This window comes from Amycolatopsis sp. cmx-4-83 (assembly GCF_046548815.1).
Taxonomy (GTDB): Bacteria; Actinomycetota; Actinomycetes; order Mycobacteriales; family Pseudonocardiaceae; genus Amycolatopsis; species Amycolatopsis pretoriensis_A.
Genome location: NZ_JAEBEF010000009.1, coordinates 145,244 through 170,951 on the forward strand (window position 1 = coordinate 145,244; position 25,708 = coordinate 170,951).

Sequence of the window (25,708 nt, forward strand, 5' to 3'; positions counted from 1 at the left end):
GTGCTCACCGGCGCGAGCGGATCAACGCTCGGAACCGAGAGATCCGTTCGCGGCGTGTGCCATTCACGGCAGATCAACTCCAGCAACGGCTGGCGTACTTCGGCAATCGTTGCTGGATGTGCTCCGCGCCTGCGGAGCACTCGGACCACGTCAAGCCGATCAAGCTTGGCGGCTGGCACATGCTGGCGAACATCCGTCCGGCGTGCGCCCGCTGCAACCGGCGGAAGAACCAGACGTGGCCGATTACCGCGAGCGACCTCGCGCGCATCACGGCGGCCTGAGGAGGTGACGATGACCGCCGCCTACGCACTCCCGGACCTGCACATCCCGATCCGCGAGCAGCTACTCGCCGACGCCGAGTTCGCAGCGCTCGTCGGCGGCCGGGTCGGCACCCGGGCGCCGGACAACGTCCTCGCCCCGTACGCGGTGATCCGCTGCTCGGCGAACCCGCTGTCGGCGTCAAGCCGCTCGGTCGGCTGGCGCGGCGGAGTTCAGCTGCACGGCTGCGCGGCACGCGACGTCGGTGACCTCTCGCCAGAGCAGGTGGCGTGGAAGATCTGCGCGGCCGCAGCGCGGGTCCTCGACCGGTCCGGGCAGCAGACCTGGACCGAGACGGAGCCCGGCGGTCGGTCGCTGACCTACACGCCGCGGGTCACCGCGGGGCCGCTGCCGATGGACCCGAACACGAGCCGCGGCCCGGACGCCGTCGTGTACTGGGCGCTGATCACGGCCACGATGCCGATCCACCTCCGATAGACCCCGGTCCGCCGTTTCGGCGGGGGCGCCCTGGCGGCGGACCGGCCCTACCCTCCGACGCCCCCGCACCTTCAGCGGCGCCCCACCGCACCCGATCCCCGCGCTGCGGGACTACCAGGAGGACTCATGTCCAGCTACGCGAACAGCGATCTGGCGCGCGTGTGGGAAGACGGCGACGCCTTCCGCGCGCCCACCGGGACCGCGATCCCGGCCGATATCTTCGCCCCCAGCCTGTCCGGATGGGACGCGTTCGGCGGCATCCGCGCCGGGTTCAGCGTGAAGAAGGACCAGACCGTCGACGAGCTCGACATCTGGAACAACAAGTCCGGCGCCGCCTACAAGCGCAAGAAGCAGCCCGTCAAGCCGACCATCGCGTTCGAGCCGGTCGACATGTCCAAGGCCACCGCGCTGACCATCCTCCGCGGCGGCTCGGTCGTCGCCGGGAACGGCGGCTACGAGCTCATCGAGGGCGAGGACGAGGACTTCGCACTGATCGTCCGCGTGTACGACGGCGACGAAGCGAAGGCCTACTACGTCGAGAAGGGCGAGCTCGGCGCGATCCCCGAGGACAAGATGGACGGTGAGGACATCTCGGGGTTCCCGCTGGAGATCGCGCCGCTCGCGCCGCCGTCGGGCGGCAAGGCCATCCGCCAGTGGCAGAAGAACACCAACCCGCTCGCCTGAACAGGAGTAGCAGCATGACGCAGGGCGCCCCCCGAACCACCCGCACCGCCAAGAAGCCCGACGCGCCGGCCGTACGCGACAGCGACCTCATCGTCACCACCGACGACGGCCCCGAATTCGACCTCGACGCCTGGCTCAGCCGTCGCGGCTTGCTGACCGAGCGCCGACTCAAGGTCGCTAAGAAGTCGTTCCGGTTCACCGCTTCCGCCACCGGCAATCAGATCGTCGAGTACAACACAGCAATCAAGGAAGGTTCGCTCGGCGACGCGCTCGCTGTGCTCCTCGTCGACCCGTCCGAAAAGGACGAGCTCGTCGACGCGTTCAAGCAGCAGCGGCAGCCACTCACCGGCGCGCTCGAGCAGGAGTACTTCAAGCAGATCCTGAACTACGTGATCAGCGGCTCGGTCGACGGTGACGCGGGGGAATCCTCGGCGTCCTGATCGGGGTCCTCGGACCCTGGTGGGACGCCGTCCTCACCGACCTCCGGCAGTACTTCCAGGTCGACCTTCGCCGCGCGTGGCGCACCATGCCCGCCGTAGACCTGGTCGCGTACGTCCACCGCCTGACCCGGATCCGCGACGCTGCGCTCTACGACCTCCTCTCTGACGGCCTCACTCACTGGGGCCCGCACGAAGAGAACACCGCGCTGCTCCTAGAAGCGCAGGCCTACAAGCTCGAACTCGCGTGGTCCGACCGGATCACCGACCCGGACGACCCGAAGCTCAAGCGGGAACGCGCGCAAGCCAAGAAGGCTGGGATCAAGCCGCCGCCGCATCCGCTGATCCCGCCGGTCGCGCACCGCCCCGACTCGCTCGCTGAGCAGCGTCTCCGCGAGTACATCGACGCGGTCGAGTGCTACCGCGCCGGCCCGGCACCGGAAGTGAAGCACCTGTCCAGCCGCGAGTTCGACCGCGCCATGGGCTTGACCGCCGAACACGTCTGACCACAAGGGACGCCATGAGCGAACCGCAACCACGCATACTGCCGCCTGGCACCTGGATCGACATCAGCGCCGGAGATGGCGAAGAGACGTACGTCCCGATCAAGCCCGGCACCGGCAAGGCGCTCCTTGCCCAGGTAGCCGAACTGGTGCAGCGCATGCGCGAGCAGGACGACCAGCAGCAGTAACTACGACCGCCGGGAGGTGACCAGCCATGCCCGGTGGCAAGATCGAAATCGACGTGGAGCCGAACCTCCGCGGGTTCGACGGCAAGGTCACTGCCGGGCTCCGCGGGCTGCAGGGCCCGCTCGGCTCGACCGCGAAGGGAATCGGTCTCGCCGTCGCCGGCGGCATCGGCCTCGCTGCCGTCGGGTTCAAGCAGGTCATCGACATCGGCATCGAGTACCAGAACTCGCTGAACACCCTGCAGGCCGTCAGTCACGCCACCGGCGACCAGATGGCCCGCGTCGGCGCCACCGCGAAGGCGCTCGGGTCGGACATGTCCCTCCCGGCGACGTCCGCGGCGGACGCGGCGGCGGCGATGACCGAACTCGCCAAGGGTGGCCTGTCGGTCGACCAGGCGATGACCGCGGCGAAGGGCACCCTGCAGCTCGCCGCGGCGGCGCAGATCGAAGCGGCAAAGGCCGCGGAGATCCAGTCGCAGGCATTGAACGCGTTCGGGCTGTCCGCGGACCAGGCTGGGCATGTCTCCGATGTTCTCGCCAACGCCGCCAACGCCGCGTCCGGAGAGATCACGGACTTCGCGCAGGCGATGGGGCAGGTCGGGGCGGTCGCGCACCAGTTCGGCCTGTCCATCGACGAAACCACCACCGCCCTCGGGCTGTTCGCCAACGCTGGCATCAAGGGCAGCGACGCGGGTACGCTCATCAAGTCGGCGCTGCTGGCGCTCGCGAACCCGTCGAAGCCGGCGCAGAAGGCCATCGAAAAGCTCGGTCTGACCACCTACGATGCGACCGGTAAGTTCGTCGGCCTGAAGTCCATCTTCGACCAGCTGCACGACGCCTCTGGCCGGATGACGGACGCCCAGTACCAGCAGGCCACCGCCACCGTGTTCGGGTCGGACGCGGTCCGGTTGGCTGGTGTCGCCGCGGGCACCACCGGTGAGCAGTGGGACGCGATGGCCACCGCCATAGGCCACGCTGGCGGCGCCTCCGAAGTCGCCGCGGCGAAGACCAAGGGTCTCGGCGGCGCGATCGAGGGCTTCAAGTCCCAGGTCGAGACCGTCGAAATCGACGCGTTCGAGAAGATCGGTCCGGCGCTCGAGGCCGGTGTCCGCGGCGCGGCGGACGCCGTCTCGAAATACGGACCGCAGGTCGTCGACGGCCTCGAGCACGTCATCGACTTCGCCGGCCAGGTCGGCCCCGGGATCGCGAAGAAGGTCGCCGCCGGCGCGACCGAGGTCGCGCAGGCTGGGCAGCGGCTCATCGCGCCGTTCGAGCAGGGCGCGAAGCAGGCACTCGACCGCGGCATCGGGATCGTCACGACCGCGGTCGGCGGGTTCGTCGACGTCGGCCGCAAGGCCGTCGACGTCGCGCAGCCGATCGCGAAAGGCATCGCCGACATCGCCAAGGGCGCGACCACAGCGTCCGGTCCGCTCGGCGCCGTCCGGCTCGCGCTCGAGCTGACCTACGACGCCGCCTCCGGCGTGCTGACGATCCTGCGGCCGTTCGCCGCGGGGATCGGCGAGGTGCTGCACCTGTTCGGGGAGCTCCCCGGCCCGGTGCAGGCGGCCGCGTTCGCTCTGCTGGCGCTGAAGGTCGGACCCGGGATCCTGAACGGGCTGAAGGGCGCGCTGTCTGGTGTGCGTGGCGAGGCCGAGGGCGCGACGTCGAAGCTCGGCCTGTTCGGCAAGACCGTCGGTGTCATCGCCGCGCCGGCTCGCGCGGCAGTCGGCGCGGTCGGTGGCGCGGTGGGCGTGCTGCGGCAGTTCAACGACGAGGCCCGGGTCCAGCGCGAGATCGGCGCGGCGGCCGGCCAGTCGATCGGGCGGATGGGGAGCGCGGCAGCGGCGTTCAACACCTCGGCGATTCCCGCAGTCGCCTCGGCGCGTGGTTTCGTCGAGCAGACCCGCGCGATCAAGGAAGGCGCAGCCGGCGCCGGGCAGCCGATCAACACGCTCGGCGCTGCGGTTGGGACTTTGGTGGAGCGGACATCGGCGCTGTCGCAGGCACGGGACCGGTTCAACGAGGTCTCGTCGAGTACCGAGCGGTTCGGGAAGCTCGCCGGCGCTGCCGCAGCGGGCGGAAACCTGCTGAAGAGCGCAGCAGGTGGTCTCGTGGGTGCGCTCGGCGGTCCCTGGGGTCTTGCGCTGGCCGGCGCAGGTGTCGCGTTATCGCTGTTCGCCCAGCGGAACGAGGAGGCAGCTCAGAAGACAGCTGAGCACAAGAAGGCCGTTGACGACCTCACCAACGCCTACAAGCAGTCTGGTGGCGTTGTTGACCAAAACATCATCAATGTCAACAATAAATCCATCGCCGATCTCAACGCGGCAAACAACGCAAAGGCTGCCGGTTCCAGTTTCCAACTCTACGCCGCCGCCGCGAACGGAAACGCGACCGCGCTGGGAGAAGTGACCAAGGCTTCGGATTCTGCACTCGCATCGATCGGAAAACAGGCTGGCCTCAACGACAAGCAGATTCAGGGAATTCAGGGAATAAATCACGAGCTGCTGGAAAACGGTGGCGCATACGAGGACGTCGCCGCGAAGGTGAAGATATATTCCTCGACATCAACCGCGGCAACACGTTCTGGTCAAGGTGCGGTAGACCAGTTTACAGAGGCGCAACGGCGGCAGGTCGATGCGATCCTGAATGGAACCGGCGCAGTCGGACAGCAGATCAAGATGAATCGTGAAGCGCAGCAGGGGTACGAACTTTTGGCTGCTGCCGCTGCTCATACGGACGTTGCCACCGTGAAGATGTGGGAAGATCAGCTTCGTCAAGTCGACTCCGCTCGGGCCGCAGCAAATGCTTCTTTGTCCTATCGTGACGCTGTGGCTCAACTAGCGACTGCGCAGGAGAACACAAACGTTCAGGCCAAGGAGCACGGTAAAAACTCGAAAGAGTACCAGGACTCCCTTCGTGCAGAGGAACACGCAATTCTTGCTGTGCTTGACGCGAAGCGCGCCGAGGGCGCCGCTAACAGTAAGGCAAATAACGACCTGCAGAAGCAACATGACGGCATCGTTGCATCCAACGCCGAGGCCGTGAAGCTGGCAGGAACATACAAGGATGTAATTCCGGATGCGCTGCGCACCGCAATTGGCAGCATCGGAGCGGCCGACGCTGCAGCAGCCGGCCTGAAAATCTCTGTCGATGAAGCCGGACAAGCCGTCTACGAACTGCCTGACGGGCGCACGATCGTGATCACTGGAGACGTTAAGCAGGCCAAGGATGCGATCGACAGCCTTGAACCGTACGCCGCAGGTAAAAAGGGCACGGTTCCGATCAGTGCAGACGCCAACGAAGCCACGGGCAAGATCGATCAGACTGTCCAGTACGCCGATGGCAGCACCGGTGTCGTGACGATCGACGGTCATAAGGACCCGGCCGACGGCAAGATTTACGCCGTCGTCACGCTTGCGGATGGCACGACGACGTACATGCGGATCGACGCCATCAACCAGGGCGCCAAGGACAAGACGATCGAGGTCGTCCGCTACGCCGACGGCAGCGTGGGCTACATCCAGGTGAAAGCGAATACGGCTGCGGCCGAGGCGGCGATCAACCAGGTATCCCGGGATCGGACTGGAACGATCACGATGATCGTCCGAACCGACGGCAGCGTTCGTGTCGGTGGCGGCAACAACATCATGAACGCCACCGGCAACGTCCTTGAGCCCTACGCCGCCGGCGGGATCAAGCCGATGCGCGCGGGCATCGCGCAGATCGTCCCGCCGCGGACGTTGCGGGTCATCGGTGACCGGATGGTCGACGACGAGGCGTACATCCCGATCAACCAGAAGTCCCGCTCGATCAGCCTGCTGACGGAAACGGCGCGGCGCATGGGGTTCGACCTGATGCGCCGGTACGCCACCGGCGGGATCGCGCAACAGGGCTCGGTCTCCGTCTCCAGTGCGGGGCTGAGCGGGCCCCTGCAGATCACCGGGTCCTTGGACATCGGCGGAGTTCTGGTGCCGCTCGTTGACGCCCGCATCTCCGCAGCAGACCACGCAGACGGCGACGCGCTCTACCGCGGCCGCAGGAACTAGGAGGGCTCGTGGTTTTCTCGTTTCGCGAGACGAACAACTACTTCTCGACGCAGCTGAGCATCGCCGCGTCCGTCACGGACACGACCATGCGTGCGCCGGGGTTCACCGCGCTCGGCACTGGCTACGGGGAGAAGTACGTCCCGCTCGTGCTCCACGACGACGCGGCCGGCGTCTTCGAGATCGTGTGGGTCAGCGCGCACACCGCCGCCTCCGACACTGTGACAGTGGCCCGCGGCAAGGAAGGCAGCAGCGCCCGGCCGTGGCCCTCCGGGACGCGGGTCGAGTGCGCACCGACCGCCTACGACATGATCATGATGGCGACGTCCGGTGCGCTCCCGTCGGACGCGCAGTTCGGCCAGCGCGCCTACCGGACCGACAAGCTCGACGTCGTCATGAAGTCCTTCAACGGCTGGGTACCCGCCGCCGGTGTCGCCCTCGCCGGCAACGTCGGACCGAACATGCACAGCGCAACCCCGCCCGACGGCGCCACCATCCTGGCGCAGATGCAGTACGTCCCCGCGTTCACCACGAACGGCAACGGCGACAAGACCGTCAACTTCAAGCAGCCGTTCCCCACGAACTGTCTCGGCGTGATGATCACCTCGGTGGACTTCGCTCACGTCGGCCCCTTCGTGGTGTCGGCCGTGAACGCGTCGTCGGTGACGTTCACGACCTACAACGGCAACAGCACCCGTACCACGCAAACCAACGTCAGCTGCGTCCTGTTCGCGCTGGGCTGGTGACCTCGTGGCCTTCGGGACCGGGCCGTACGCGCGCACCGGCTACGCCGGCGCCGGAGCTGGCGCGCCACCGCCGTCCGGGCAGCAGACGCTCCCGCCGCCGATTCCCGGCGGCACCGCCACGTGGGTGTACGAGCAGAACAGCACCTACGCGTTCGCGCTGCGCGGGTTCGCGGCCCGCCAGTCCACCGGCATCTACCCCGGTGGCGGCCTCAGCATCCGGCCCATCACCGACCGCGGGATCATGGAGATCACCGCGTGGTGGCCCGACGCCACCGTCCTCAGCCTCATCCGAGTCGAAGCCGACGGCACCCAGACTCCCGTCCGCAGTGGGGCACCACTCACCGCACTCGGACCGACCCGCCGCAACCTCTGTCAGAACCCGTCCTTCGAATCCGGGCTGAACGGCACCGTCCCGGACCTCGGATCGCCGACGCTGACCCGCCCCAACGACGGAACCGCACCGCGCGGCACCTACTACCTGAAGGCGACCGTCGCCGCGGCTGGATCCTGCGGCGTCGTCATCCCCAACGCCGTCGGCGCCGGCCAAGACCTGACCGTCGCATTCGACCTGCGCCTCTCCGCCGCCGCGACATCGTTGACGGTCCAGGCATCGTTCACCGACCTGGACGGCAACCCCCTCACCCTCGCATCCACCGCACTCACCACCGACCAGATCAACAACAGCGTCGCGCAGTTCGCCCGGCAAGTGCTGCGCATCGCCACCCCCGCCGCCGGCGTCGCGGCGACCATCAAGGTCATCGCCGGTGGCATGCCCGCCGGCGGCGCGATGAGCCTCGACGGCATCACCATCGAACGCGGAACGAGCAGCGACGGCAGCTACTTCGACGGAGGGACCTACGGCGCGACCTGGCTCGGCACTACCGACCTGTCCGCGTCGGCGCTGGCGCCGCTGCTGGTCATTGAGGACGGCGAATGCCCGACCGACGTCCCCGTGCAGTACCAGCTTGTAAACGGCGGACTCGCGGGCGGGCGCATGACCTCGGCCTACGCGACGCTGCCGTCGAACGAGATCGTGTGGCTGACCCACCCGGACGCGCCGGACGAGCCGCTCGAGGTGTTCGTCGAGAAGCGGCCGCTGCGGGGTAAGGCCGCGAACGTCGCGGTGTTCCAGGCGATCAACGACCCGATGTTCCTCACCATCGGGTCGCGGCGCCGGTCCGCGTGGAAGTCCACCGAGAGCATCGCGCTGTGGACGTTCGGGTCGGAGTCCACCGAGCGGCTGGTGGCCATCCTCGACGACAACCGGCCGGTGCTTCTGCGCGCGCCGGCGTCGCTGAACTACGGGCCGCCGCTGTGGCTGTCCCTGCTCGACTTCGAAGAAGACCCGGACGGGTCGTCGCCGTGGCAGCAGATGCTGAAGATCTCGGCGCCGTGGGTTCAGGTCGCCGCGCCGGCACTGTGAGGGGAGCCGCCCTGTGTGGAACATCAGCGACCCGGCGCGGCGCGTCTCGGCCAAGAGCCACAACGTCGACGTCCGCGCGGTCGTGGACAGCCCGACCGCCGGCACCCGGTACTTGCCGATCCTCGGCGGGTCGGTCGAGGTTGACGCGACGAGCCAGGTCCGACGGACGGCGACGATCGTCACGGATCCGTCGCTGTGGCCGACGTCGCCGGCGGATCTGCTGACGCCGTTCGGGTCGACGTGCCGGATCGACTGCGGGATCATCATCCCCGGCCAGGACGAGCCGGAGTGGATCCCGCAGGGGCTGTTCTCACTGGACCGCAACAAGCGGTCACGGTCGGCGGATGCGACGTCGGCCGCGGAACTGTCTCTCGTGGACTTGTCGCAGCGGGTGGCGGAGGCGCGGTTCGAGGCGCCGACGCAGACGCTGCCGGGCGCGACGAACGTCTCGGAGATCACCCGGCTGATCCGTGAAGTCCTCGGCTTGACGTGGCCGGTCGTCGACCTGACCGGCTCGACCGCGGTGTGCCCGGTGATGGAGATGCAACGGGAACGCTGGCAGGACGGCATCGAGAAGCTCGCCGACGCGATCGCCGCAGAGGTGTTCTTCGACCAGCTCGGCCAGGCGGTGATCCGGCCGCAGCCGACACTGAACGACGCGCCGGTCTGGTACGCGCGCACCGGGCAGGAAGGGAACATCCTGTCCACCGACGAGGAGTGGACGCGCCAGAACGTCTACAACGTGTGGGTCGTCTCCGGTGTCCGCGCGGACGGAACACCGCCGGTGTCGGCGACCGTGGCCGACATGGATCCGCTGTCGCCGACGTACGTCGGTGGCGCGTTCGGCCGGAAACCGCGGTTCTACTCGACGCCGCTGGCCACCACGACCGGGCAGTGCACGACCATCGGGCAGACGATGCTCGCGCGGTACCAGGGCCTCGGATGCTCGGTCGACTTCTCGCTGTTCCCGAACCGCGCGCTCGACGCCGGCGACGTCATCGACCTCGACGACGAAGACCTCGGGCGAGCACAGCACATCATCGACAAGGTGTCGATCCCACTGTTGCCCGACGGTGGGCAGCCGCTGCAGACCCGGTCGACGCTGATGATCCCGTCCGAGTCGTAGGGAGGCGACATGCGGCTCCTCGACGCGCTGACCTTGAAGCTCGAGCAGATGCTGGCCGACCGGCAGAAGATCGGCACGGTCACCGCGATCGTCGGATCGAAAGTTGTGGTGGCGTTCGACGGCGGGTCGGTGACGTTGGCGAAGAACGCGGCGTACACGGCGACGGTCAACGACACGGTCGTGATCAACATGATGACGAAGAACAGCTGGTTCGTGCTGTGCAAACTCGGATGAACGACGTCGTGCGGGTGCCGCGTTGGCTGTTAGCCGCGCACCTGATCGTCGTCGGGTTGGGGTATGTGTTCGGTCCGGCGTCGGGCGCGGGGTTCGCGTTCATCCGCCAGCTGGGTGTACCGATTCCGGTGTGGGGAGGTGTGTTCGCCGCCGCGGGGGTGCTGTTGCTGTTGCGGCGCCGCACGTTGGGGCACGCGATCGCGGCGTTCTCCTGCTTCTTCTGGGGGATCGGGCTCATCGTGCCGATCTTGTGGGGTCAGGCCACCAGTGGTGGCGGGTGGGCGCACACGCTGATCCTGGCGGCGCCTGCGCATGCGTTCGCGTTGTGGCAGAGGTCGAAGACACGGCTGGATGCGGGCACGTCGGGGTGATGCCGAGTTCGAGGGGGTCACGTGCTGCTCGCTGCCGACGCCGCTCCGGCGTCCGGGCCTCCGTGGTTGGCGGTCGTGCTGGCCGCGCTCACGCTGCTCGGTGTTCTTGGGACGGCGTTCGGTCCGGCGCTGGTCGAGAAGGTCAAGCGGGGGAAACCGAAGGATGAGCCGAAGGCAGCACCGAGCTCCGAGCCGGCCGCTCTGCCTACTCCGACGGTGGTGCAGCGCACCGACCAAGCGCTTGATCTGGTCGGTGCGGCGATGGCGGACGCGCACCGTGAGCGGGATGAGGCGCAGGCCGAGAACAAGCGGCTGGTGAAGAAGAACGCGGCGCTGGAGCTGGAGACCGTGAAGCTGCGGGCGCTGGTCTATCGGCTCGATCCGATGTGGAACGGGGACAGCAGTGGACGATCAGCGGGCTGACGGCGCGGTGGAGACGGCGCGGGCCGGGGTGCACGCGCTCGCGGAGCGGGCACCGGCCGAGGCGCGGCGGGCGGCGCGGGACGAAGTGCGCCGCTGGTGGCCGCGGATCATCATCTCCGTCGCGGTCGTGGTGGTGCTAATCGTCATCGGCGGCGGCTACGCGATCGTCGACTTATACTTCCGGTCCTCGGCGACGAGCGCTGCGTTGACGACGCTGCAGCAGGCGCAGCAGGCGAAGACCGCGGGGGACCGGGCGAACGGCGAGCTCGCGTCGCGCGGGCAGCCGCAGGTCCCGATCCCGACGCCCGGGACGGCACCGGACACGGACGTGATCGTGGCGTCCGCGGCTGCGCGGGTACTGGCGTCGTTGCCGGACACGACTCCGTCGTCGGCGGCGCTGGGGCAGGCGGTCGCCCGGTACGTGGCGGCGAATCCGATCGCGCCGGCGCAGCCGACGCTCGGCCAGATCTCGTCGGCGCTGGCAGGCTACTTCACGACGAACCCGCCGCCGTCCGGTGCGCCAGGCGCCAGCGGTGCGCCCGGTCAGCCCGGGACTGCAGGGCAGCCGGGTACCGCTGGCTCACCCGGGCCGCCGGGCCGAGCGCCGACGGCGGAGGAGATCGAGGCTGCGGTCGGCGTGTACTTCCGTGACCACCCGGAGGCGCTGTGCCCGAACGGCGGGTCGATCGCGCAGCTGCGGGTGCAGCTCGCGGACGGCGGCTCCGCCGACACCTGGACCTGCGTCGTGACGACCTACCCGACGCCGACAACCGCCACGCCCGTGCTTCCCATCCCGACCACGTAGGAGCGCCATGCCCGTCACCTTCGCCATCGACATCTCCCACCACCAGAACAAGGCACTCAGCCTCGCGCAGACCCGCCGCGACGGCTGCGAACTCGCCATCCTCAAAGCAGGGGAGGGCAGCAGCTTCGTCGACGAGGACTTCGCCAGCAACCTCGCCGAGGCACGCGCGGCCGGGCAACTGGTCGCCGCGTACTGGTACCAGCGCGCCAACGCGACCGCGGCGCAGCACGTCGCGAAGATCCGGCAGGTGGTTCCGCTCGACGTCCCGATCATCCCGGACGTCGAAGCGAACTCCGGCGGCGTCGCGCTGACCCGCGACCTGGTGGCGCAGCTGCGAGCAGCCGGGTACCGGGTGCCGCTGCTGTACCTGCCGCTGTGGTACTGGCGTGACAACCTCGGCTCGCCGTCGCTGGCCGGCTTGCCGCCGCTGTGGTCCAGCCGCTACCCGAACAACGTCGTCGGGCTCCTCGCCAACGAGTGGACCGAGGTGCCCGCCTCGTACTGGAACGGCTACGGCGGACTCGACGTCGCGCTGCTCCAGTTCACGTCCTCTGCCCGGATCGCCGGGTACGCCCCGCTCGACGCCAGCGCGTTCCGGGGCACACGCGACCAGCTGGCCGCCCTGCTCGGCCAGGGAAGCAACACCGGCGGCGGCGCGCCGTCCGGTCCGACCACGACCACCGGAGTCGACCTCATGGAACGCATCACCGTCACCCCGCCGAACGCCAACCAGAACACCGTCCGCGTCAAGCTGTCGGGCACCGACGGCGCCGCCGTCATCGTCCGGCCCCCGCTCAAGGGCGACGGCACCGCCGACCCGATGTGGGTCGGGAACATCTTCGCGTGGGGCTCGGACAAGGCCGGTGTCGGCCACAACCCGGAGTCCGACCCGAGCTACGACCCGCGCCTCACCTCTCACCGCCGGTTCTCGCTGCCGGACGCGGTGTGGGCCGACATCGAGTACAGCGCCCGCACCGACCGCCCGTTCGAGATCGACTGCTTCTGAGACCGAAAGGACCCCTGACCATGCCCGGATTCGGCAAGGCGGTCGCCCAGGCGATCGCCACCGTCCTCGCAGGACTCGTCCCGTTCCTCGTCGACGGCCACCTGTCGACGGTCGAGACGGTGAACCTGTTCCTGCTCGCCTTCGCCACCATCGGCGTCGCCGTCGTCCCCAACCTCAACGCCGGCACCGCCAAGTACGCCAAGGGCGTCGTCGCCGTCGGCATCGCCGTGCTCACCCTCCTCGCCACGATCCTCGCCAGCGGCACGGCGCTCGGCAGCGGCCAGATCATCCAGCTGATCCTGGCCGGGCTCGGCGCCGTCGGTGTGATCGCGCTGCCGGCACCCCAGTACCCGGCCGGCCCGGTGGCGCGGCCGCGGCCGGCTGGCCCGACGGAGGTCTGACCTATGACCTACACCAACGCCGCACGCGACGCCGCCGTCAACGCGATCCGTGCGCTCCTCACCTCCAACATCGGCTACGTCTCCCTGCACACCGCCGACCCCGGCACCACCGGCGCCAGCGAAGCCACCGGCACCAGCTACGCCCGCGGATCGTCGACGTTCCCCGCGGCGTCCGGCGGCACCGGCTCGACCGGCACCCAGGCAGCGGTAACCGCGCGCACCGGCTCGGCGACCGCCGCCACCCACGTCGGCATCTGGACCGCCAGCACCGCCGGCACCTTCATCACCGGCATCCCCCTCACCGTCACCGAAAACTTCTCCACCGCCGGCGGCACCCTGAACTACACCCCGACCCTCACCGCGACGGGCTGACCCCATGTCGTTCCGGTTCGGCGCCGACAGCACCGCCAACTCCCGCGTCACCCGTACCGGCGGCGCCCCCGACCCCCAGGGCGCCGGCGGCTGGACGATGTGCGGCTGGTTCTACCTCAGCGTCGACCGGAACGACTTCTCCACCATGTTCCGGGCGCACGCGTCGTCCGGCAGCACCACCCGCCTCACCCTCGCCACCAAGACCGACGGCACCAGCCCCGCGATCTTCACCCCCGGCAACACCGGCGGCGTCGCCGGCGTTGACGTCTTCACCGGCGGCGCTTGGCTGTTCATCGCCATCGTCCAGTCCGGCACCACCGCGACGATCTACACCTGCACGCCGGGCGGCACGATGCACTCCGCGTCCGGGACGTCGTCAGGCGGCAGCGCACCCGACGGCTACACCATCGGCGGCCGCTCCAGCTCGGACAGCACCGAGTACTTCAGCGGCCGCGCCCGCTGCGTCCGTCAGTGGTCCGGCGTCCAGCTCACCTCCACCGAACTCGCCGCCGAACGCGACAGCTTCACCGCCGTCAAGACCGGCACCTACTCCGATCACCCGCTCGCCACCGGCACCGACCTGTCCGACGCATCCGGCAACTCCCGGACGCTCACCGCCGGCTCGGTCTCCGGCACCACCGAAGCCGACCCGCCGATCGGCACGTCCTTCACCGACGCCGGCACCGCAACCCTCACCCTCGGCGCCAGCGGCACCCAGGGCCGCACCGCGGCCGCCGCCGGGACAGCCGACGCGGCGCTCGCCGCGACCGGCACGAGCACCGCGGTGCGGGCCGGCAGCGGCACCGCGGCCATGGCGCTCGGAGCAGCAGGCACAACTCAGGCGCTGCGCGCCGCGGCGGGCACGGCCGACGCACTGCTGTCCGCGTCCGGCACCGCTACGCACCTCACCGGCGACGCCGGCGCCAGCACGTCGCAGCTCGGCGCCAGCGGCACAGCGACCCGAACGACCGCCGACGCGGGGACCTCGGCGCTGCAACTCGGCGCTTCCGGCGCCGCGGCGCGCCAGGCCGCCGACGCGGGCACCGCGGTGCTCACCCTCGCCGCCGCCGGGGCCGCTCTCCACCTCGCCACTGCGATCGGGGCAGCGGACCTCGCGGTGCAGGCGACCGGCACCGTCGACTCCGGCAGCGACCAGCAGTCCGGCACCGCAGTGCTCATTCTCGACGCGACCGGCGCGCACTCGGCGATCCGCGCAGCCGCCGGCGCGGCGGTGCTGACGCTCGACGCGTCCGGCACCGGCCAGCCCGTCCTGCCCATCCTCGACAGCGGCACCGCCACGCTTCTACTCGACGCGTCCGGCCCATCGGCCGCCATCCGGACCGCGGCCGGCGACGCCGTGATGCAGCTCGCCGCGACGGGTGTCGTGTTCGGTGAGCAGCGCGACATCACCGTGACCGCGGTGCTGCTGCCGTCCCGCTTCTCCGCGCGGCTCCTCCCGTCGCGCTGGCACGTCCAGGAGGCCTCATGATCGAGCGGTACGCCCAGAGCCTCGAGTACATCGAGGCCGAGGCCGCAGGCAGCACGCCGGGCGGACAGCCGATCGACCCGGCGACCCTCACCATCCAGCTCGCCTTCACCGCGGTCGGCGCCGAGCCGCTCGAGGTCGACTGGCACCCGGCGACGTTCCTGCGTGAGACCCTGTCCCCCGACAACGGCCGGACCCGCCCCGGCGTGTTCGGCGTCCTCGCCGGCCCGGGCGCACTCGACGTCCCGCGCGGCGACTACGACGCCTGGATCGACATCCTCGACAACCCCGAGCGGCCCCGCGCGCCGTTCGGGAAACTCCGCATGCTCTGACCCCGGGAGGGACCCTTGACCGCGCTCGGAGACCACGCCATCTACGAACTCACCTACCAGGGGATCACCGGCACCGACTACGACAACATCGTCAACATCGTCGGCACGTTCGCGAACTACACCGACCCGGTCGAGCGTGACGGGATTCTGCAGAAGGTGCTGCTCCTGCTCGGGTTCAAGCCGCTGTCGCCGCTGACGAACGAGTCCGCGCAGTGGGTCGACCGGTCGCCAACGATCGGCGGGAACCCGCTGTGGCAGTCCAAGCGGGACCCTGACGCGTTCTCGCGGGACGGCGGGCTGAATTACTTCTACGCCTCGCAGACCGGCGCGCCGTTCCAGGCGGACGACGCCCCGTAAGTTCCACCGAGCTTCGGGTCGTGCCGTGGTCGGCGGCCCGAACGAGAAGCCCCCGCGCTCCCACCCCATTCCCCCGGGGTGGTCGAGCGCGGGGGCTTCTTCGCGTCTTCGGCTACGGAGTCGAGCAGGTCACCGATGACCCCCCGCGGTGGGTCATCTGCGAGTCGACCACCTTCCCGGAAGGGCCTGTGATCTGACAGCTGGCGCCGTCGGCTGGAGTCGATCCAACGATCACGGAAACCTTGCCGGCGTGGACCGTCTCCGTTCCGGAACCGCCGACCATGACGATTTCTCCGCTCCCGTCGGGAGTGATCCACATGGTCGTGCCAGCACCGGTTGCCGTGATTTTGTAGTCCACGGGCGCAGGACCGGAGAGCAGCATGATGAGGGTCACGATCCCGCCGGCTACGAGCAGGACCACGACGCCGATGACGGCGTACTTCAGCTTCATCCGCGGCTTGTCGGTCGTGGTCATCGTGGTCTCCCCAGGGTGGTGGTCTCGCATGGTGTCGTCTGGATCAAGACTTGCGTTGCCCACGTGACCCGACTGTGACCGAAAGAACGGCCCCCGGGTTTCCCCGGGGGCCGCCTCCGCGCCGTCTCGGACTAAGCGCGGTCTGGTCCGCCCGCCGCGGACGGGGGGACAGCTTCCCGAGACCCGCTCGAGTCGCTTCCACGGTGGGCGGAGTTTGGTGACCCGGCCGGCGCGTCTTCATCGGGATCCGTCGCGTCGGCCGGGTTGTCGTGGGTTACCGCATTCGCCATCGCGCGGGCAGCGGTGAAGAGCCCTTCAGCACCCTTGCCGGAGATGGCCATCACAGGCCCTCGTGGTAGTGCTCGCACACCCAAGCGGCGCCAGCTGACCGGTAGACAGTTCCGCAGGACTGGCAGGTCCGGATGAGTCGGACGGGCTCTGTCCAGCTTGTCCAGACATCTTCGGCGACTCGGAGTTTGGCGATTCCTGGAGCTGGGGTGGCTTTGGTGACGAGGGTTGTCATCGGCCTTCCCGCTCGTACCAGTCCAGCAGGGTTTTGCGGATGGCGGCGATGACGTCGGCCCCGACTTCTTCGAGGGGGAGGAGTGCGATGGGGCCGTCGTCGATGCGGATTGCGGGTTCGAGGTGGCCGTTGCGGGAGACCATCCCGACGATGATGTTGACGGGCGTGCCGTCGGGCTTGGTGCTGGGGATGGCGCGGACCTTGCGCCAGCTGTCGTCTGCCATCTGCACCCCAGACTGGGTTGTTACCGCTTGTTTCCGACTGTTTCCGAACCCAGTATCGACACGGAAACAACATGATCTCAATGGCCCGTTAGGGTGATGTAGTAGTTCGCTGGTGACGTCTGGTCGTCAGAGCTCGCTGTCTATGCTCTGTTACATGGCCGGAAACACGCCCAAGGCGAAGGCGATCGGTACGCAGCTGCGTGTGGCCCGCGGTAAGCGGTCACAGCGGGATGTCGCCACGCAGCTTGGGTGGAACCACCTGAAGATCCACCGAGCAGAGACCGGCGAACGGCCGCTCGAACCGGACGATCTTGGCGATCTGATCGTCGCGCTCGGGGCGCCGCTGGACATCGCGACGAAGTTGATGTCGATGGCCAGCTCCGACGACGACCGCGGTTGGTTCGCGTCCGGCCGGACCGAGCAGCAGCGTCAGGCTGATGCACTTCTGGGGCTCGAAGCGGTTGCCACGCGGATCGTCACGGTCTCGCCGCTGCTGGTCCCCGGCCCGCTGCAACACCCCGCCTACACGCGGAGCATCTTGCGTCGGGCGGGCGTTCCAGAGGTGGAGATCGCGAGGCGTGTGGCGGAACGTCAAGGGCGCGGGCCGGCTTCGTTCCAGCGTCGCGAGGATCCAGCGGAGCTGATCGCGTTCGTCGACGCCGGCGTCTTCAAGCGAACGCTCGGGGACCACGAGCTTCTCGACCTGCAGCTCGATCTCCTGCTGGTACTGAGCGAGCTGCCGACGGTCACGATCCGTGCGATCCCCTTCAATGCCGAGTGGACAGCCGAGTTGGAAGGTCCGTTCAGTGTGCTGTACGGGCCTGATTCGACGGTGATCCATCGCGAGGACCGGCTCGCCGGTCTGTTCCTGCACGACCCCGACCAGGTCAAGGTCTACACGGACACACTTCCACAGCTGGAAGAGGTGGCGATGAGCCCGGCGGCCACAGCCAGGCTCATCGCGGAATCGAAGTCCCCCGGAGCGAAGGAGGAGACGACAACGTGACCGTACCCGACCGACCCCGCCGCTGGCGGAAGTCGAGTCACAGCGAGACGAACAACTGCGTGGAGGTCGCGAAGGACCCGGATGGTGTTGCTGTTCGCGACAGCAAGGATCCCGAGGGCGGTGTCATTGAGCTGCCGGGTTCGGGGTGGCGTGGGCTGGCGGCGAGGGTTCGTCAGCGCGACTGAGTGATCGACGTGGACGGTGCCCGGCACACTCGGACTGTGCCGGGCGCCGTCGTATCTAGACGGGTACGTTCGGCTACGAATGTGGTGCGTAAGTGGGCCATCTGGCCTATTTCGTTCGTGCGGCCTGGCCAGACACAGTGTCTGACCAGGCCGAAGGCGCCCCCGGCAGGACTCGAACCTGCGACCTAGAGATTAGAAGGCTCTTGCTCTATCCAGCTGAGCTACGAGGGCCCGCGCCGACGGCTGCAGCCGATCGGTACCGGTCGCCCGGCACCGGCAGCTTAGTCGTCGCCATCCTCTCGATCGTTCGACACCGGCGAATCGTTTCAGGTCTCGTTCGACGTAATTCGGGAGTCCGGTGGCGACACCGTCACGGCCCGCGATCCGACCCGGTCGGGGGAGGTGCGCGGTCCGGCGGTGATCGGAAGGCGCTGTCCGCCGGTGAGCTGCCGCCGGGGGCCCGTGGGCGCGCCACGCCGCAGAGGCGCGCCCACGGGGTGGGGCCGCTGTCGGGGGAGCGGCCCCGGTCGGGCCCGGCCGCCGCCGCGAGCCGGCTCCCCACCCTGGGAGCGGCGGCGGGCACGGGCCCGGGTCGGGGTCATTCCCAGATCTGGACCGCCCGGACGAGGAACGGCGCGTTCGGCACGAACGTGCCGCCACCCGGGTAGGTGATGAAATCGCCCTCGGTCGAGCATTCCTCGTCCTGGTACACCGTGACGTCACGGCTCATCAGATTCGCGAACGAGGATCCCGCGAATCCGTCGGGCAGTGGAATGCATTCCCCGGGATTCGCGGTGCGCAGGTCGAACCGCTGGGACCCGCCGCCGTAGGCGTCTGCCGACCATAGGCAGAATTCGCCCTTCTGACAGGCGGGATCCGGCGGCGGCGAAGCGGCCTGGGCCACTCCGGTGCTGGTCAGCAACCCCAGCACGGCCAGGACCAGCAACTGCGGCAGCCGGGAACGGAGACGGCTCGAAGACATGGTGGATTCCCCTCTGGAGTTCGCGGCCCGGTGGCCGCGGTGAACGTGTGATTCCAGATTGGCGCGCCGGGGAAGGGTTGTCAGCCCGCGATTTCCATTCTGTGGACAACTCGGGGAACCGGCCGCGGTTGTCCACACGGCCGCGAACGGGGCTTGCGAACGGGCCGTTCCGGTGTTACGCGCGCCGTGTCAAGCTGAGGCCGCGGAAGGGGGAGCCATGCGGGATCGGGTCGCGGTGTTCACCGTGTTCGCCCTCAACGGCCTGGCGATCGGCTCGTGGGCGACGCGCACGCCCGCGCTGGCCGCCCAGGTGCACGCCTCGCCCGGCGTGTTCGGGCTCGCGCTGCTCGGCGCCAGCGTCGGCCTGCTCTCGGCCGCCTCGGTGGCCGGACGGGTCGTCGAACGCCTCGGGGCCCGGGCGGTCGTGGCCGGGACCACGGTCCTGGCGGCCGTCGCCCTGGTGCTGATCGGCTACGCGCCGGGCGTCCCGCTCCTGGCCGGCGCGCTGTTCGTGGTCGGGGCGAGCGTCGGGATGCTCGACGTCGCGATGAACGTCGCCGCGGTGGCCGTCGAACGCCGGGCCCGGCGGCCGGTCATGCCGGTCTTCCACGCCGGGTTCAGCGTGGGCGCGCTCGCCGGTTCGCTGGCCGCGGGGCTCGCCGCGGGACACGGCTGGTCACCGGCGCGCCACCTGACCACCGCGGCCGTCGTCGCGGTCGTGGTGTTGCTGGTCGTGGTCCGCGCGGTCCCGGGCAGCCGTCCGGAGCACACTGCCGTGGTCACCGGTCGCCGCCGGGCGCCGATCCGCCGTCCGGTGCTGTGGCTGCTCGCCGCGGTGGCGCTGTGCTCGGCGGTCGCCGAGGGCGCGGCGGCGGACTGGTCGGCACTGCTGATGACCGCCGAACGCGGCGTGGGCCAGGGGGCGGCGGCGCTGGCGTTCGCCGGGTTCCAGCTGGTCATGGCGCTGGCGCGGCTGGCGGGACCGTGGGCGCAACGGCGGTTCGGGCCGACCCGCTGCCTGGTCGCGGGCGCGGCGCTGGCGACGGCCGGCTTCCTCGCCACGGCCATAGTGCCGGCCGCTGCCGTCGCCTACGCCGGCTTCGCGCTGGCCGGTGCGGGGCTCGCGGCTTCGTTCCCCCTCGCGCTGAGCCTCGCCGGTGACGCGGGGAAACGCGGTGACGGGGCCGGTGGGGAGCGCGAGATCGGGTTCGTGTCGGCCGTCGCCTACACCGGGTTCCTCGCCGGGCCGCCGATCATCGGGGGGATCGCGCAGGCGGTCGGGTTCGGGGCCGCGTTCGTGTTCGTCGCGCTGGTCGCGGCGCTGATCCTGCCCGCGGCGGTGGCGGCCCGGCGGTCGCGGCGCCGGGAGGAAGCCGGGCAGCCCGCGCCGGAGCTCACCCGTGGGGCATCGGATCCCGGTTGAGCTGCTCCTCGTCCAGCGGCTCCGGGTGCCACCCCAGCCGCACCCCCAGGTCCTGGACCCGCCGCAGGCCCAGCGGCGGGTAGGCGGCCGGCGCCGTTCCGACCGTGCCCGGCACCAGGACCCGCACCACCCGCACGCCGTCCGCCGCCGCTTCCGGCGTTGTCAGGTCGACGTACAGGACCTCGTGCCCCGCCGCCGCGACGCACGCCAGCAGGGCGTCGAGCGAGTCGTCCGCCGGCCGTGGGATCGCCGCCCAGTCGAGGGGCGGCCCGCCCGTCGCCCAGGCCAGCGCCGCCGCGCCGGCTCGCGGGTCGAGGTGGAACTGCTGGTGGCACAGCAGCTCCACGAGGTCCGCCGGGCCGTAGTGGTCGGCGTAGTCCCGCTCCGCCCGCCACGGGCGCAATGGGCCCGGGCGGCCGCCGTAGCCCGCGACGATCGCCGAGAGCGCGTCGCGGTCGTCGAGCGTGCGGCACGTGATCTGCAGCGTGTACGCCTCCGCCAGCGCCTTCAGGGCCGCCTGCTCGGGGTCGGGCCGCGTCGCCGTGCCGACCGTCAGCCAGCCCTCGGGCGACCGGACCGCCGCGGCGAGCACCGGCATGCCGAACGCGTTCGCGATCGACCAGAACCGGACCTCGTCGGCACCGGCCAGTGAGGCCAGGCGCGGGGTCGGGGCCAGGGTGGGCTGGGGCGCGCCGTTGAGCCACCAGACCGCCGAGGCGTCGTGTTCGACGATTTCCTGCAAGCCGGACCGGATCGCGGCTTCGAGGGTTTCGCCCGCCGCCGTGCCGCCGATCGCCGGGAACGCGTGGAGGGGCTCCTCGGTCGCCTTCGGGACGTGGGGCCAGCCGGTGTGGACCAGGAACGCGGGCACGTGGACGTCGCCGCCGCCGAGCGAGGTGGCGCGGACCCAGTGCACCGGCGAAGAGGGGAGGAACGGCGTGAACGGGAACCCGGGGGTGGCGTACTGGCGCGGCGAATACAGCGCGAGCCGGCCGGGGGACAGCGCGGTCAGCCCGCGCGCGACCAGGTCGTCGTGGCTGCCGTGGACGACGTCGCGGGGCGGCCGGGTCGCGCAGTACCGCTCCACCGCCTCGCCCCGGGCGGACACGCGGGCGTGCGCCGGGTCGTCCCACGACGTGCCGAAGCCCTGCAGGTCGCCCTGCCACGGCAGCTCGGCCCGGACGTCGCGGATGTCGGCCACCGCCAGGTGCAGGGCCGCCGGAGTGCCTTCCAAGCCGGCGAAGGACCGCAACCGGGTGATGATCGGGCCGGAGCCCGGCGCGGAACGGCGTTCACCGCTCCGGCCGGGCAGCCCTTCGTGCAGAGCGGTCATCAGCGCTCCGGGAGGTACGCCGCGACGCACGTGTTGACCGTGAGGCTCGCCGCCACGCACGTGTTCACGACGAGGCTCGCCGCGACGCAGGTGTTGACGACCAGGGCTTCCGGGGCGGTCTCGACGGAGAACTGCTCCTGCTTCATGGCGCTACCCTTTCCATCGACGGCCCACCACCGGTTCCGGTGGCGGGATCCGGGGAGTGCTCCCCGTTCCGCGCGTCCGAGGCGGCCACCTCGCGCGGAAGCTTGGTACCGACCGCGAACCCCGCGGCGGCCAGCGCGCCGAGCGCGGCGCAGGCCAGCCACACGGCCGCGGGGCCACCGCGGTCCAGCAGCCAGCCGCCGCCGGCCGGCCCGAGCAGGGCCGCGGCCGACCACGCGCCGGTGTAGAGGGCCGCGTACCGGCCGCGCTGCGTGCTGGGTGCCCGGTCGGCCGCCACGGAGCTGCCGACGGGCATCTGCAGCATTTCCCCGACCGTCCAGACCAGGGCGATGACGGCGTAGCCGAGCAGCCCCTCGGCGAAGAGGTTGAGCCCGAAGCCCCAGCCGATCAGCAGCGCGCTCGCCATCAGCAGCGGTCGTCGCCGGTGCCGGCGCGCCCACCGGGTCAGCGGGAGCTGCAGGAACGCGATGAGCAGCCCGTTCAAGGCCTGCACGAGGCCGAACGCGCCCGCGGTGAGCCCGGCGCCGACCATGACGACCGGCAGTGTCGTCGCGCTCTGTTCGTAGACCGAGCCGATCGCGAGGGTGGCGAGCAGGAAGACGGCGAACCGCAGGTCGAACCGCAAGGGCGGCCGGGCGACGCGGGCCCGTGGGGTGAACGGCGGCCGGGTTTCGGGCACCTTCAGCAGCACGACGAGCGCGCACAACGCGGTCGCGGCGGCGTCGGCGATGAACACGACGGGGTAGCCGAAGCCCACCATGACGCCGGTGAGGGCGGCGGACACGGCGACGCCGACGTTGACCGCCCAGTAGTTGAGCGAAAAGGCGCGCGGCCGGTCGGCGGGCGGCACGACGTCGGCGAGCGCGGCGTTCATCGCCGGCCGGGCCGCCACGGAACCGACGCCGACGGCGAAGGCCGCCGCTTCGAGCTGCCAGCGCCCGCTCGCCGTGCCGAGCGCGACCATCGCCACCGCGGTGACGACGTGCGCCAGCACGAGGGTCGGCCGCCGGCCCAGCCGGTCGGCGAGGACGCCGCCGGCCACGGTGCCGAGTACGCCACCCAGCCCGATCAGGGCGATGACGAACCCGGCGTAGGACACCGGGTACCCGTGCCCGGCCGTCAGCGACAGCGCGAGCACGGGCCGGGTGAAGGCGCCGGCCCAGTTGACCAGAAGGCTGATCCAGATCCACCAGAACACCGGCGGGAGGGTCCGGGGGCTCCGACGGGACGTCATCGTGTGCGTCACCCGTCGGCCCCCTTCCCCGTTCCACTGGTTTCTCGTCCCGAGCCGGGTGCCGTGGCCGTCTGGATCACAGCGACGCGGGCGTTCCCGGGGCTCCTCGCAGGAGAGCCAGTTGTGCGGTTCTCCCATCGAGCCGGGTGCCTTCCGCTGGGTCTCAGCTGGGAGGCGCACCCCCGGACTCATGGGTAAATCATGGCTCCCGGCATGGAGATCGCTCGTCTCCTCGATTGCCCGCCGTCTGGGCTGAACCCGTTGACAGTGCCGAACCGGTGGGGGCAAGCTGACCCTGTCGGTAAACTGAGATGAATGCGGCGACGCTTCCATTTCAGGTCGGCTGATCAGGGTAGGGGCCTTGATCCGGGGAGGACGTCGTGAGGGTTGTGCTGCTCGGCGGAGCGGGGGCGCTCGCCGGCGGGAGCGGTCGGTGGGGTGCGCTTTCGCTGGTGCAGGGCGCCGTACCGAGGCTCGTGCTGGTGCCGGTCGTGTTCCGGCTGGTGTTGTTCCTCCAGGCGCTGTGGGCCGCGGGCGGGCGCACGGCGCCGGTGCTCTGGCTCGCCGTGGCGTTCTTCCTGGTGCCGAACCTCCTCGAGGTCGCCTGGGTCTTCCGCCGCGCCACCGGCATCCGCCCGGTGCTGGTCGCCGACACCGCGTACACGCTCGTCACCAGCCTGGCCGCGGCGGCGTTCGCGCCCGGCCTGCTGGGGCTGACCTGGCCGAACATCATGGGCACGGTCATGGTCTGGACCCTGCTGCGCGGCGCGCCCGCCGGCGCGGCGGCCATCGCCGGAGCCGTTCTCCTGCGCTACGGCACGGCCGCGGTCTCGGGCACGTCCGCGCCGGCGACGTGGATCCTGCCGGCCCTGCTCGCGGCCGCGGCGACGGCGCTGGCGATCGTGCTGCTGGTCGCCGGCTCGATGCGGTTCGCGCACCGGCTGGGCGAACAGCGCGGCCGAGCCGCCGAACGCGAGCGGCACCGCCGGGACGTCCACGACACCGTGCTGCAGGTGATGGAGTCCCTCGCCCTGCCCGCCCCCGACGACGCGCTCGACCCCGTCGGCAGGCTCGACCAGGTCCGGCGCACCGCCCGGGCGCACGCGCTGCGCCTGCGGCTGAGCCTCGACGGCGACGCGCCCGCCGAGCCGGGCGGGCTCGAACACCGCCTCGGCGCGTTGGCGGTCGAGATGACGGCGGACGGCCTGCGCGTCGACCTCGTGGTGCTCGCGAAGCCTTCGGACGTGCCCGAAGCCGTCGTCAACGCATTGCACGACGCGGCCCGCGAAGCGCTGCGAAACACCCTTAAGCACGCGAAGACGACCAGAGCCGTCGTCTGCCTCGAAGAGCGCGAAGGCGTCGTCACGGTGTCCGTGCGCGACCACGGGACGGGCTTCGACCCCGGCGCCCGCCGCGCCGGGTTCGGCATCGACAACTCCATCCACGCGCGGCTGGCCGAGATCGGGGGCGCCGCACGCATCGATTCGGCGCTCGGCCAAGGCACCCGCGTCGTGCTGACCGCCCCGCTGGACGTGATGTCCAGGGACGTTGTCCCGAGTTGAGGTGACCGCGCCGAAGGTACAGCCGGGACGGAGTCACGCGTCCGAGGTCCGTCGGCCGCGATCCGGGCAAGCGTCCCAAAGTGGCGTTGGTTGCGTCTGACGCACCGAACGCCACATTGGGTGCGTTGGACGCACCGAACGCCACATTGGGGCGCTTGGCCCGACCGTGCACCAGTGCCCGGATCGTGCGGCTGCGGTGGCGCGAGCGGCCGACCCGGTCCGGCACCGGGGCCGGACCACCCCGGACATCACGGCTAGAGCTGCGTCTCCCCGTCGGGTGAGTCCCGCCACTGGGCGAACGGGCGGTCCAGCGTCCACTTGCCGTCCTGCTCCTCGAGGACGCGGTACTCGCAGGTCCCCGGGTTGGACAGCGACTCGAACAGCTCGATGCTCCAGCCGAAGAGGCGGCGGCACAGCAACCGCAGCGTGAGCCCGTGGGAGACGATCAGGACCGTCTCCGGGTGACGTTCGTCGCGCAGGCGCAGGTCCGAGAGGAACGCCGCGACGCGGTCGTCGACGTCCGCGCCCGACTCGCCGAACGGGAGCCGGTAGAAGAAGTGCCCGAACTCGTTGCGCCGCGCCTTCTGGACCTCCTGGTCGGCCGGGTCCTGCAGGTTGCCCCAGTCCTGCTCGCGCAGCCGCGGCTCCTGCAGCAGCCGATCGCACGACGCCTCGATGTCCAGCAGCCGCAACGTTTCCCGGGTGCGCAGGTACGGGCTGACGTAGACGGCGGGCCGCTCGCCGTCGAGCAGCCGGGCGATCTCCGGGCCGGCCGCGAGCGCTTCCCGCTCGCCCTTCTCCGTCAGCGGCAGCGCGTGGTCGGGGATCCGCGTGTAGGCGAGCTCGTCGACGTTGCCGAGCGACTCGGCGTGCCGCAGCAGGATCATCTTCACGGCTCCCATCCTG

Annotated in this window: 31 protein-coding genes and 1 tRNA gene; 24 read left to right on the forward strand and 8 right to left on the reverse strand. The window is 70.3% G+C overall.

Annotated elements, in window-relative coordinates:
* Window positions 1–116 precede the first annotated feature (116 nt).
* From ACLJQM_RS28100 to ACLJQM_RS28195, 20 genes are all read left to right on the forward strand, one after another.
* Window positions 117–281: an HNH endonuclease gene (locus ACLJQM_RS28100; protein WP_410633374.1), complete on the forward strand. Its 165-nt coding sequence runs from the start codon at window positions 117–119 to the stop codon at window positions 279–281.
* Between the two features lie 10 nt (window positions 282–291).
* Window positions 292–756, forward strand: a complete 465-nt coding sequence (locus ACLJQM_RS28105; protein WP_410633375.1) for a DUF3168 domain-containing protein — start codon at window positions 292–294, stop codon at window positions 754–756.
* Window positions 757–882: 126 nt separating this feature from the next.
* Window positions 883–1,440, forward strand: a complete 558-nt coding sequence (locus ACLJQM_RS28110) for a hypothetical protein (protein WP_410633376.1) — start codon at window positions 883–885, stop codon at window positions 1,438–1,440.
* 14 nt (window positions 1,441–1,454) lie between these two features.
* Window positions 1,455–1,880 (forward strand): hypothetical protein, encoded by a 426-nt coding sequence (locus ACLJQM_RS28115; protein ID WP_410633377.1) that lies wholly within the window; start codon window positions 1,455–1,457, stop codon window positions 1,878–1,880.
* Between the two features lie 86 nt (window positions 1,881–1,966).
* Window positions 1,967–2,383, forward strand: a complete 417-nt coding sequence (locus tag ACLJQM_RS28120; RefSeq protein ID WP_410633378.1) for a hypothetical protein — start codon at window positions 1,967–1,969, stop codon at window positions 2,381–2,383.
* Window positions 2,384–2,397: 14 nt separating this feature from the next.
* On the forward strand, window positions 2,398–2,568 hold the full coding sequence (locus ACLJQM_RS28125) for a hypothetical protein (RefSeq protein WP_410633379.1): 171 nt from the start codon (window positions 2,398–2,400) through the stop codon (window positions 2,566–2,568).
* A gap of 26 nt (window positions 2,569–2,594) precedes the next feature.
* Window positions 2,595–6,611 (forward strand): phage tail tape measure protein, encoded by a 4,017-nt coding sequence (locus ACLJQM_RS28130; protein WP_410633380.1) that lies wholly within the window; start codon window positions 2,595–2,597, stop codon window positions 6,609–6,611.
* Between the two features lie 8 nt (window positions 6,612–6,619).
* Complete coding sequence (locus tag ACLJQM_RS28135) at window positions 6,620–7,354, forward strand: hypothetical protein (protein ID WP_410633381.1); 735 nt, start codon at window positions 6,620–6,622, stop codon at window positions 7,352–7,354.
* 4 nt (window positions 7,355–7,358) lie between these two features.
* Window positions 7,359–8,777 carry a hypothetical protein gene (locus ACLJQM_RS28140; protein WP_410633382.1) on the forward strand — a complete coding sequence of 473 codons (1,419 nt, stop codon included), beginning with the start codon at window positions 7,359–7,361 and terminating at the stop codon, window positions 8,775–8,777.
* A gap of 13 nt (window positions 8,778–8,790) precedes the next feature.
* Window positions 8,791–9,903 carry a DUF5047 domain-containing protein gene (locus ACLJQM_RS28145; RefSeq protein WP_410633383.1) on the forward strand — a complete coding sequence of 371 codons (1,113 nt, stop codon included), beginning with the start codon at window positions 8,791–8,793 and terminating at the stop codon, window positions 9,901–9,903.
* A 9-nt stretch (window positions 9,904–9,912) separates the two neighbouring features.
* The gene (locus ACLJQM_RS28150; RefSeq protein WP_410633384.1) at window positions 9,913–10,137 is read left to right on the forward strand and encodes a hypothetical protein; all 225 of its coding nucleotides are present in this window, start codon (window positions 9,913–9,915) and stop codon (window positions 10,135–10,137) included.
* On the forward strand, window positions 10,134–10,508 hold the full coding sequence (locus tag ACLJQM_RS28155; protein ID WP_410633385.1) for a hypothetical protein: 375 nt from the start codon (window positions 10,134–10,136) through the stop codon (window positions 10,506–10,508). Before ACLJQM_RS28150 ends, ACLJQM_RS28155 begins: the two co-directional genes overlap by 4 nt.
* A 21-nt stretch (window positions 10,509–10,529) precedes the next feature.
* The gene (locus ACLJQM_RS28160) at window positions 10,530–10,931 is read left to right on the forward strand and encodes a hypothetical protein (RefSeq protein WP_410633386.1); all 402 of its coding nucleotides are present in this window, start codon (window positions 10,530–10,532) and stop codon (window positions 10,929–10,931) included.
* The gene (locus tag ACLJQM_RS28165; RefSeq protein WP_410633387.1) at window positions 10,912–11,736 is read left to right on the forward strand and encodes a hypothetical protein; all 825 of its coding nucleotides are present in this window, start codon (window positions 10,912–10,914) and stop codon (window positions 11,734–11,736) included. Before ACLJQM_RS28160 ends, ACLJQM_RS28165 begins: the two co-directional genes overlap by 20 nt.
* A 7-nt stretch (window positions 11,737–11,743) precedes the next feature.
* Window positions 11,744–12,742, forward strand: a complete 999-nt coding sequence (locus tag ACLJQM_RS28170; RefSeq protein ID WP_410633388.1) for a glycoside hydrolase family 25 protein — start codon at window positions 11,744–11,746, stop codon at window positions 12,740–12,742.
* Between the two features lie 20 nt (window positions 12,743–12,762).
* Complete coding sequence (locus ACLJQM_RS28175) at window positions 12,763–13,143, forward strand: hypothetical protein (protein WP_410633389.1); 381 nt, start codon at window positions 12,763–12,765, stop codon at window positions 13,141–13,143.
* Between the two features lie 3 nt (window positions 13,144–13,146).
* Window positions 13,147–13,515 (forward strand): hypothetical protein, encoded by a 369-nt coding sequence (locus tag ACLJQM_RS28180; protein WP_360776337.1) that lies wholly within the window; start codon window positions 13,147–13,149, stop codon window positions 13,513–13,515.
* 4 nt (window positions 13,516–13,519) lie between these two features.
* The gene (locus ACLJQM_RS28185) at window positions 13,520–15,004 is read left to right on the forward strand and encodes a hypothetical protein (RefSeq protein ID WP_410633390.1); all 1,485 of its coding nucleotides are present in this window, start codon (window positions 13,520–13,522) and stop codon (window positions 15,002–15,004) included.
* A complete protein-coding gene (locus ACLJQM_RS28190; protein ID WP_410633391.1) occupies window positions 15,001–15,333 on the forward strand; it encodes a hypothetical protein in 333 nt (110 codons plus the stop codon). Before ACLJQM_RS28185 ends, ACLJQM_RS28190 begins: the two co-directional genes overlap by 4 nt.
* A 15-nt stretch (window positions 15,334–15,348) precedes the next feature.
* Complete coding sequence (locus tag ACLJQM_RS28195) at window positions 15,349–15,690, forward strand: hypothetical protein (RefSeq protein ID WP_410633392.1); 342 nt, start codon at window positions 15,349–15,351, stop codon at window positions 15,688–15,690.
* Between the two features lie 112 nt (window positions 15,691–15,802).
* Here ACLJQM_RS28195 and ACLJQM_RS28200 read toward each other — a convergent pair whose 3' ends face one another.
* On the reverse strand, window positions 15,803–16,165 hold the full coding sequence (locus ACLJQM_RS28200; protein WP_410633393.1) for a hypothetical protein: 363 nt from the start codon (window positions 16,163–16,165) through the stop codon (window positions 15,803–15,805).
* Between the two features lie 519 nt (window positions 16,166–16,684).
* Window positions 16,685–16,912, reverse strand: coding sequence for a hypothetical protein (locus ACLJQM_RS28205; RefSeq protein WP_410633394.1), 228 nt, complete (start codon window positions 16,910–16,912; stop codon window positions 16,685–16,687).
* 154 nt (window positions 16,913–17,066) lie between these two features.
* Here ACLJQM_RS28205 and ACLJQM_RS28210 point away from each other — a divergent pair, with 154 nt between their 5' ends.
* Both ACLJQM_RS28210 and ACLJQM_RS28215 read left to right on the forward strand, forming a co-directional pair.
* Window positions 17,067–17,918, forward strand: a complete 852-nt coding sequence (locus tag ACLJQM_RS28210) for a helix-turn-helix domain-containing protein (RefSeq protein WP_410633395.1) — start codon at window positions 17,067–17,069, stop codon at window positions 17,916–17,918.
* Entirely contained in the window at window positions 17,915–18,103 is a 189-nt protein-coding gene (locus tag ACLJQM_RS28215) for a DUF397 domain-containing protein (RefSeq protein WP_410633396.1), read from the forward strand. The genes ACLJQM_RS28210 and ACLJQM_RS28215 overlap by 4 nt, the downstream gene beginning before the upstream one ends.
* Before the next feature lie 157 nt (window positions 18,104–18,260).
* Here ACLJQM_RS28215 and ACLJQM_RS28220 read toward each other — a convergent pair.
* Together ACLJQM_RS28220 and ACLJQM_RS28225 are read right to left on the reverse strand one after the other, a co-directional pair.
* Window positions 18,261–18,334: transfer RNA gene (locus ACLJQM_RS28220), tRNA-Arg, on the reverse strand.
* A 367-nt stretch (window positions 18,335–18,701) separates the two neighbouring features.
* Window positions 18,702–19,085, reverse strand: coding sequence for a peptidase inhibitor family I36 protein (locus tag ACLJQM_RS28225; RefSeq protein WP_410633397.1), 384 nt, complete (start codon window positions 19,083–19,085; stop codon window positions 18,702–18,704).
* Window positions 19,086–19,302: 217 nt separating this feature from the next.
* Here ACLJQM_RS28225 and ACLJQM_RS28230 point away from each other — a divergent pair, with 217 nt between their 5' ends.
* Window positions 19,303–20,508, forward strand: coding sequence for an MFS transporter (locus tag ACLJQM_RS28230; protein ID WP_410633398.1), 1,206 nt, complete (start codon window positions 19,303–19,305; stop codon window positions 20,506–20,508).
* On the opposite strand, the gene ACLJQM_RS28235 is transcribed toward ACLJQM_RS28230, so the two are convergent.
* The 3 genes from ACLJQM_RS28235 to ACLJQM_RS28245 are packed head-to-tail and all read right to left on the reverse strand — an operon-like array spanning window position 20,480 to window position 23,204.
* Window positions 20,480–21,841 (reverse strand): YcaO-like family protein, encoded by a 1,362-nt coding sequence (locus ACLJQM_RS28235; protein ID WP_410633399.1) that lies wholly within the window; start codon window positions 21,839–21,841, stop codon window positions 20,480–20,482. The two genes, ACLJQM_RS28230 and ACLJQM_RS28235, sit on opposite strands and share 29 nt — an antisense overlap.
* The gene (locus tag ACLJQM_RS28240; protein ID WP_158104371.1) at window positions 21,841–21,987 is read right to left on the reverse strand and encodes a hypothetical protein; all 147 of its coding nucleotides are present in this window, start codon (window positions 21,985–21,987) and stop codon (window positions 21,841–21,843) included. The genes ACLJQM_RS28235 and ACLJQM_RS28240 overlap by 1 nt, the downstream gene beginning before the upstream one ends.
* Complete coding sequence (locus tag ACLJQM_RS28245; RefSeq protein WP_360776308.1) at window positions 21,984–23,204, reverse strand: MFS transporter; 1,221 nt, start codon at window positions 23,202–23,204, stop codon at window positions 21,984–21,986. The genes ACLJQM_RS28240 and ACLJQM_RS28245 overlap by 4 nt, the downstream gene beginning before the upstream one ends.
* A 425-nt stretch (window positions 23,205–23,629) precedes the next feature.
* Here ACLJQM_RS28245 and ACLJQM_RS28250 point away from each other — a divergent pair, with 425 nt between their 5' ends.
* Window positions 23,630–24,802 (forward strand): sensor histidine kinase, encoded by a 1,173-nt coding sequence (locus tag ACLJQM_RS28250; RefSeq protein ID WP_410633582.1) that lies wholly within the window; start codon window positions 23,630–23,632, stop codon window positions 24,800–24,802.
* Between the two features lie 254 nt (window positions 24,803–25,056).
* Here ACLJQM_RS28250 and ACLJQM_RS28255 read toward each other — a convergent pair whose 3' ends face one another.
* Entirely contained in the window at window positions 25,057–25,695 is a 639-nt protein-coding gene (locus tag ACLJQM_RS28255) for a phosphoglycerate mutase family protein (protein ID WP_247020396.1), read from the reverse strand.
* Between the last annotated feature and the right edge of the window lie 13 nt (window positions 25,696–25,708).

Excerpts from the sequence above, each read along its gene's own strand:
- ACLJQM_RS28100 (WP_410633374.1), top strand. The coding sequence starts at position 117 with ATGTGCTCCGCGCCTGCGGAGCACTCGGACCACGTCAAGCCGATCAAG.
- ACLJQM_RS28105 (WP_410633375.1), top strand. The coding sequence starts at position 292 with ATGACCGCCGCCTACGCACTCCCGGACCTGCACATCCCGATCCGCGAG.
- ACLJQM_RS28110 (WP_410633376.1), top strand. The coding sequence starts at position 883 with ATGTCCAGCTACGCGAACAGCGATCTGGCGCGCGTGTGGGAAGACGGC.
- ACLJQM_RS28115 (WP_410633377.1), top strand. The coding sequence starts at position 1,455 with ATGACGCAGGGCGCCCCCCGAACCACCCGCACCGCCAAGAAGCCCGAC.
- ACLJQM_RS28120 (WP_410633378.1), top strand. The coding sequence starts at position 1,967 with ATGCCCGCCGTAGACCTGGTCGCGTACGTCCACCGCCTGACCCGGATC.
- ACLJQM_RS28125 (WP_410633379.1), top strand. The coding sequence starts at position 2,398 with ATGAGCGAACCGCAACCACGCATACTGCCGCCTGGCACCTGGATCGAC.
- ACLJQM_RS28130 (WP_410633380.1), top strand. The coding sequence starts at position 2,595 with ATGCCCGGTGGCAAGATCGAAATCGACGTGGAGCCGAACCTCCGCGGG.
- ACLJQM_RS28150 (WP_410633384.1), top strand. The coding sequence starts at position 9,913 with ATGCGGCTCCTCGACGCGCTGACCTTGAAGCTCGAGCAGATGCTGGCC.
- ACLJQM_RS28155 (WP_410633385.1), top strand. The coding sequence starts at position 10,134 with ATGAACGACGTCGTGCGGGTGCCGCGTTGGCTGTTAGCCGCGCACCTG.
- ACLJQM_RS28170 (WP_410633388.1), top strand. The coding sequence starts at position 11,744 with ATGCCCGTCACCTTCGCCATCGACATCTCCCACCACCAGAACAAGGCA.
- ACLJQM_RS28175 (WP_410633389.1), top strand. The coding sequence starts at position 12,763 with ATGCCCGGATTCGGCAAGGCGGTCGCCCAGGCGATCGCCACCGTCCTC.
- ACLJQM_RS28180 (WP_360776337.1), top strand. The coding sequence starts at position 13,147 with ATGACCTACACCAACGCCGCACGCGACGCCGCCGTCAACGCGATCCGT.
- ACLJQM_RS28185 (WP_410633390.1), top strand. The coding sequence starts at position 13,520 with ATGTCGTTCCGGTTCGGCGCCGACAGCACCGCCAACTCCCGCGTCACC.
- ACLJQM_RS28190 (WP_410633391.1), top strand. The coding sequence starts at position 15,001 with ATGATCGAGCGGTACGCCCAGAGCCTCGAGTACATCGAGGCCGAGGCC.
- ACLJQM_RS28200 (WP_410633393.1), bottom strand. The coding sequence starts at position 16,165 with ATGACCACGACCGACAAGCCGCGGATGAAGCTGAAGTACGCCGTCATC.
- ACLJQM_RS28205 (WP_410633394.1), bottom strand. The coding sequence starts at position 16,912 with ATGGCAGACGACAGCTGGCGCAAGGTCCGCGCCATCCCCAGCACCAAG.
- ACLJQM_RS28210 (WP_410633395.1), top strand. The coding sequence starts at position 17,067 with ATGGCCGGAAACACGCCCAAGGCGAAGGCGATCGGTACGCAGCTGCGT.
- ACLJQM_RS28225 (WP_410633397.1), bottom strand. The coding sequence starts at position 19,085 with ATGTCTTCGAGCCGTCTCCGTTCCCGGCTGCCGCAGTTGCTGGTCCTG.
- ACLJQM_RS28230 (WP_410633398.1), top strand. The coding sequence starts at position 19,303 with ATGCGGGATCGGGTCGCGGTGTTCACCGTGTTCGCCCTCAACGGCCTG.
- ACLJQM_RS28235 (WP_410633399.1), bottom strand. The coding sequence starts at position 21,841 with ATGACCGCTCTGCACGAAGGGCTGCCCGGCCGGAGCGGTGAACGCCGT.
- ACLJQM_RS28240 (WP_158104371.1), bottom strand. The coding sequence starts at position 21,987 with ATGAAGCAGGAGCAGTTCTCCGTCGAGACCGCCCCGGAAGCCCTGGTC.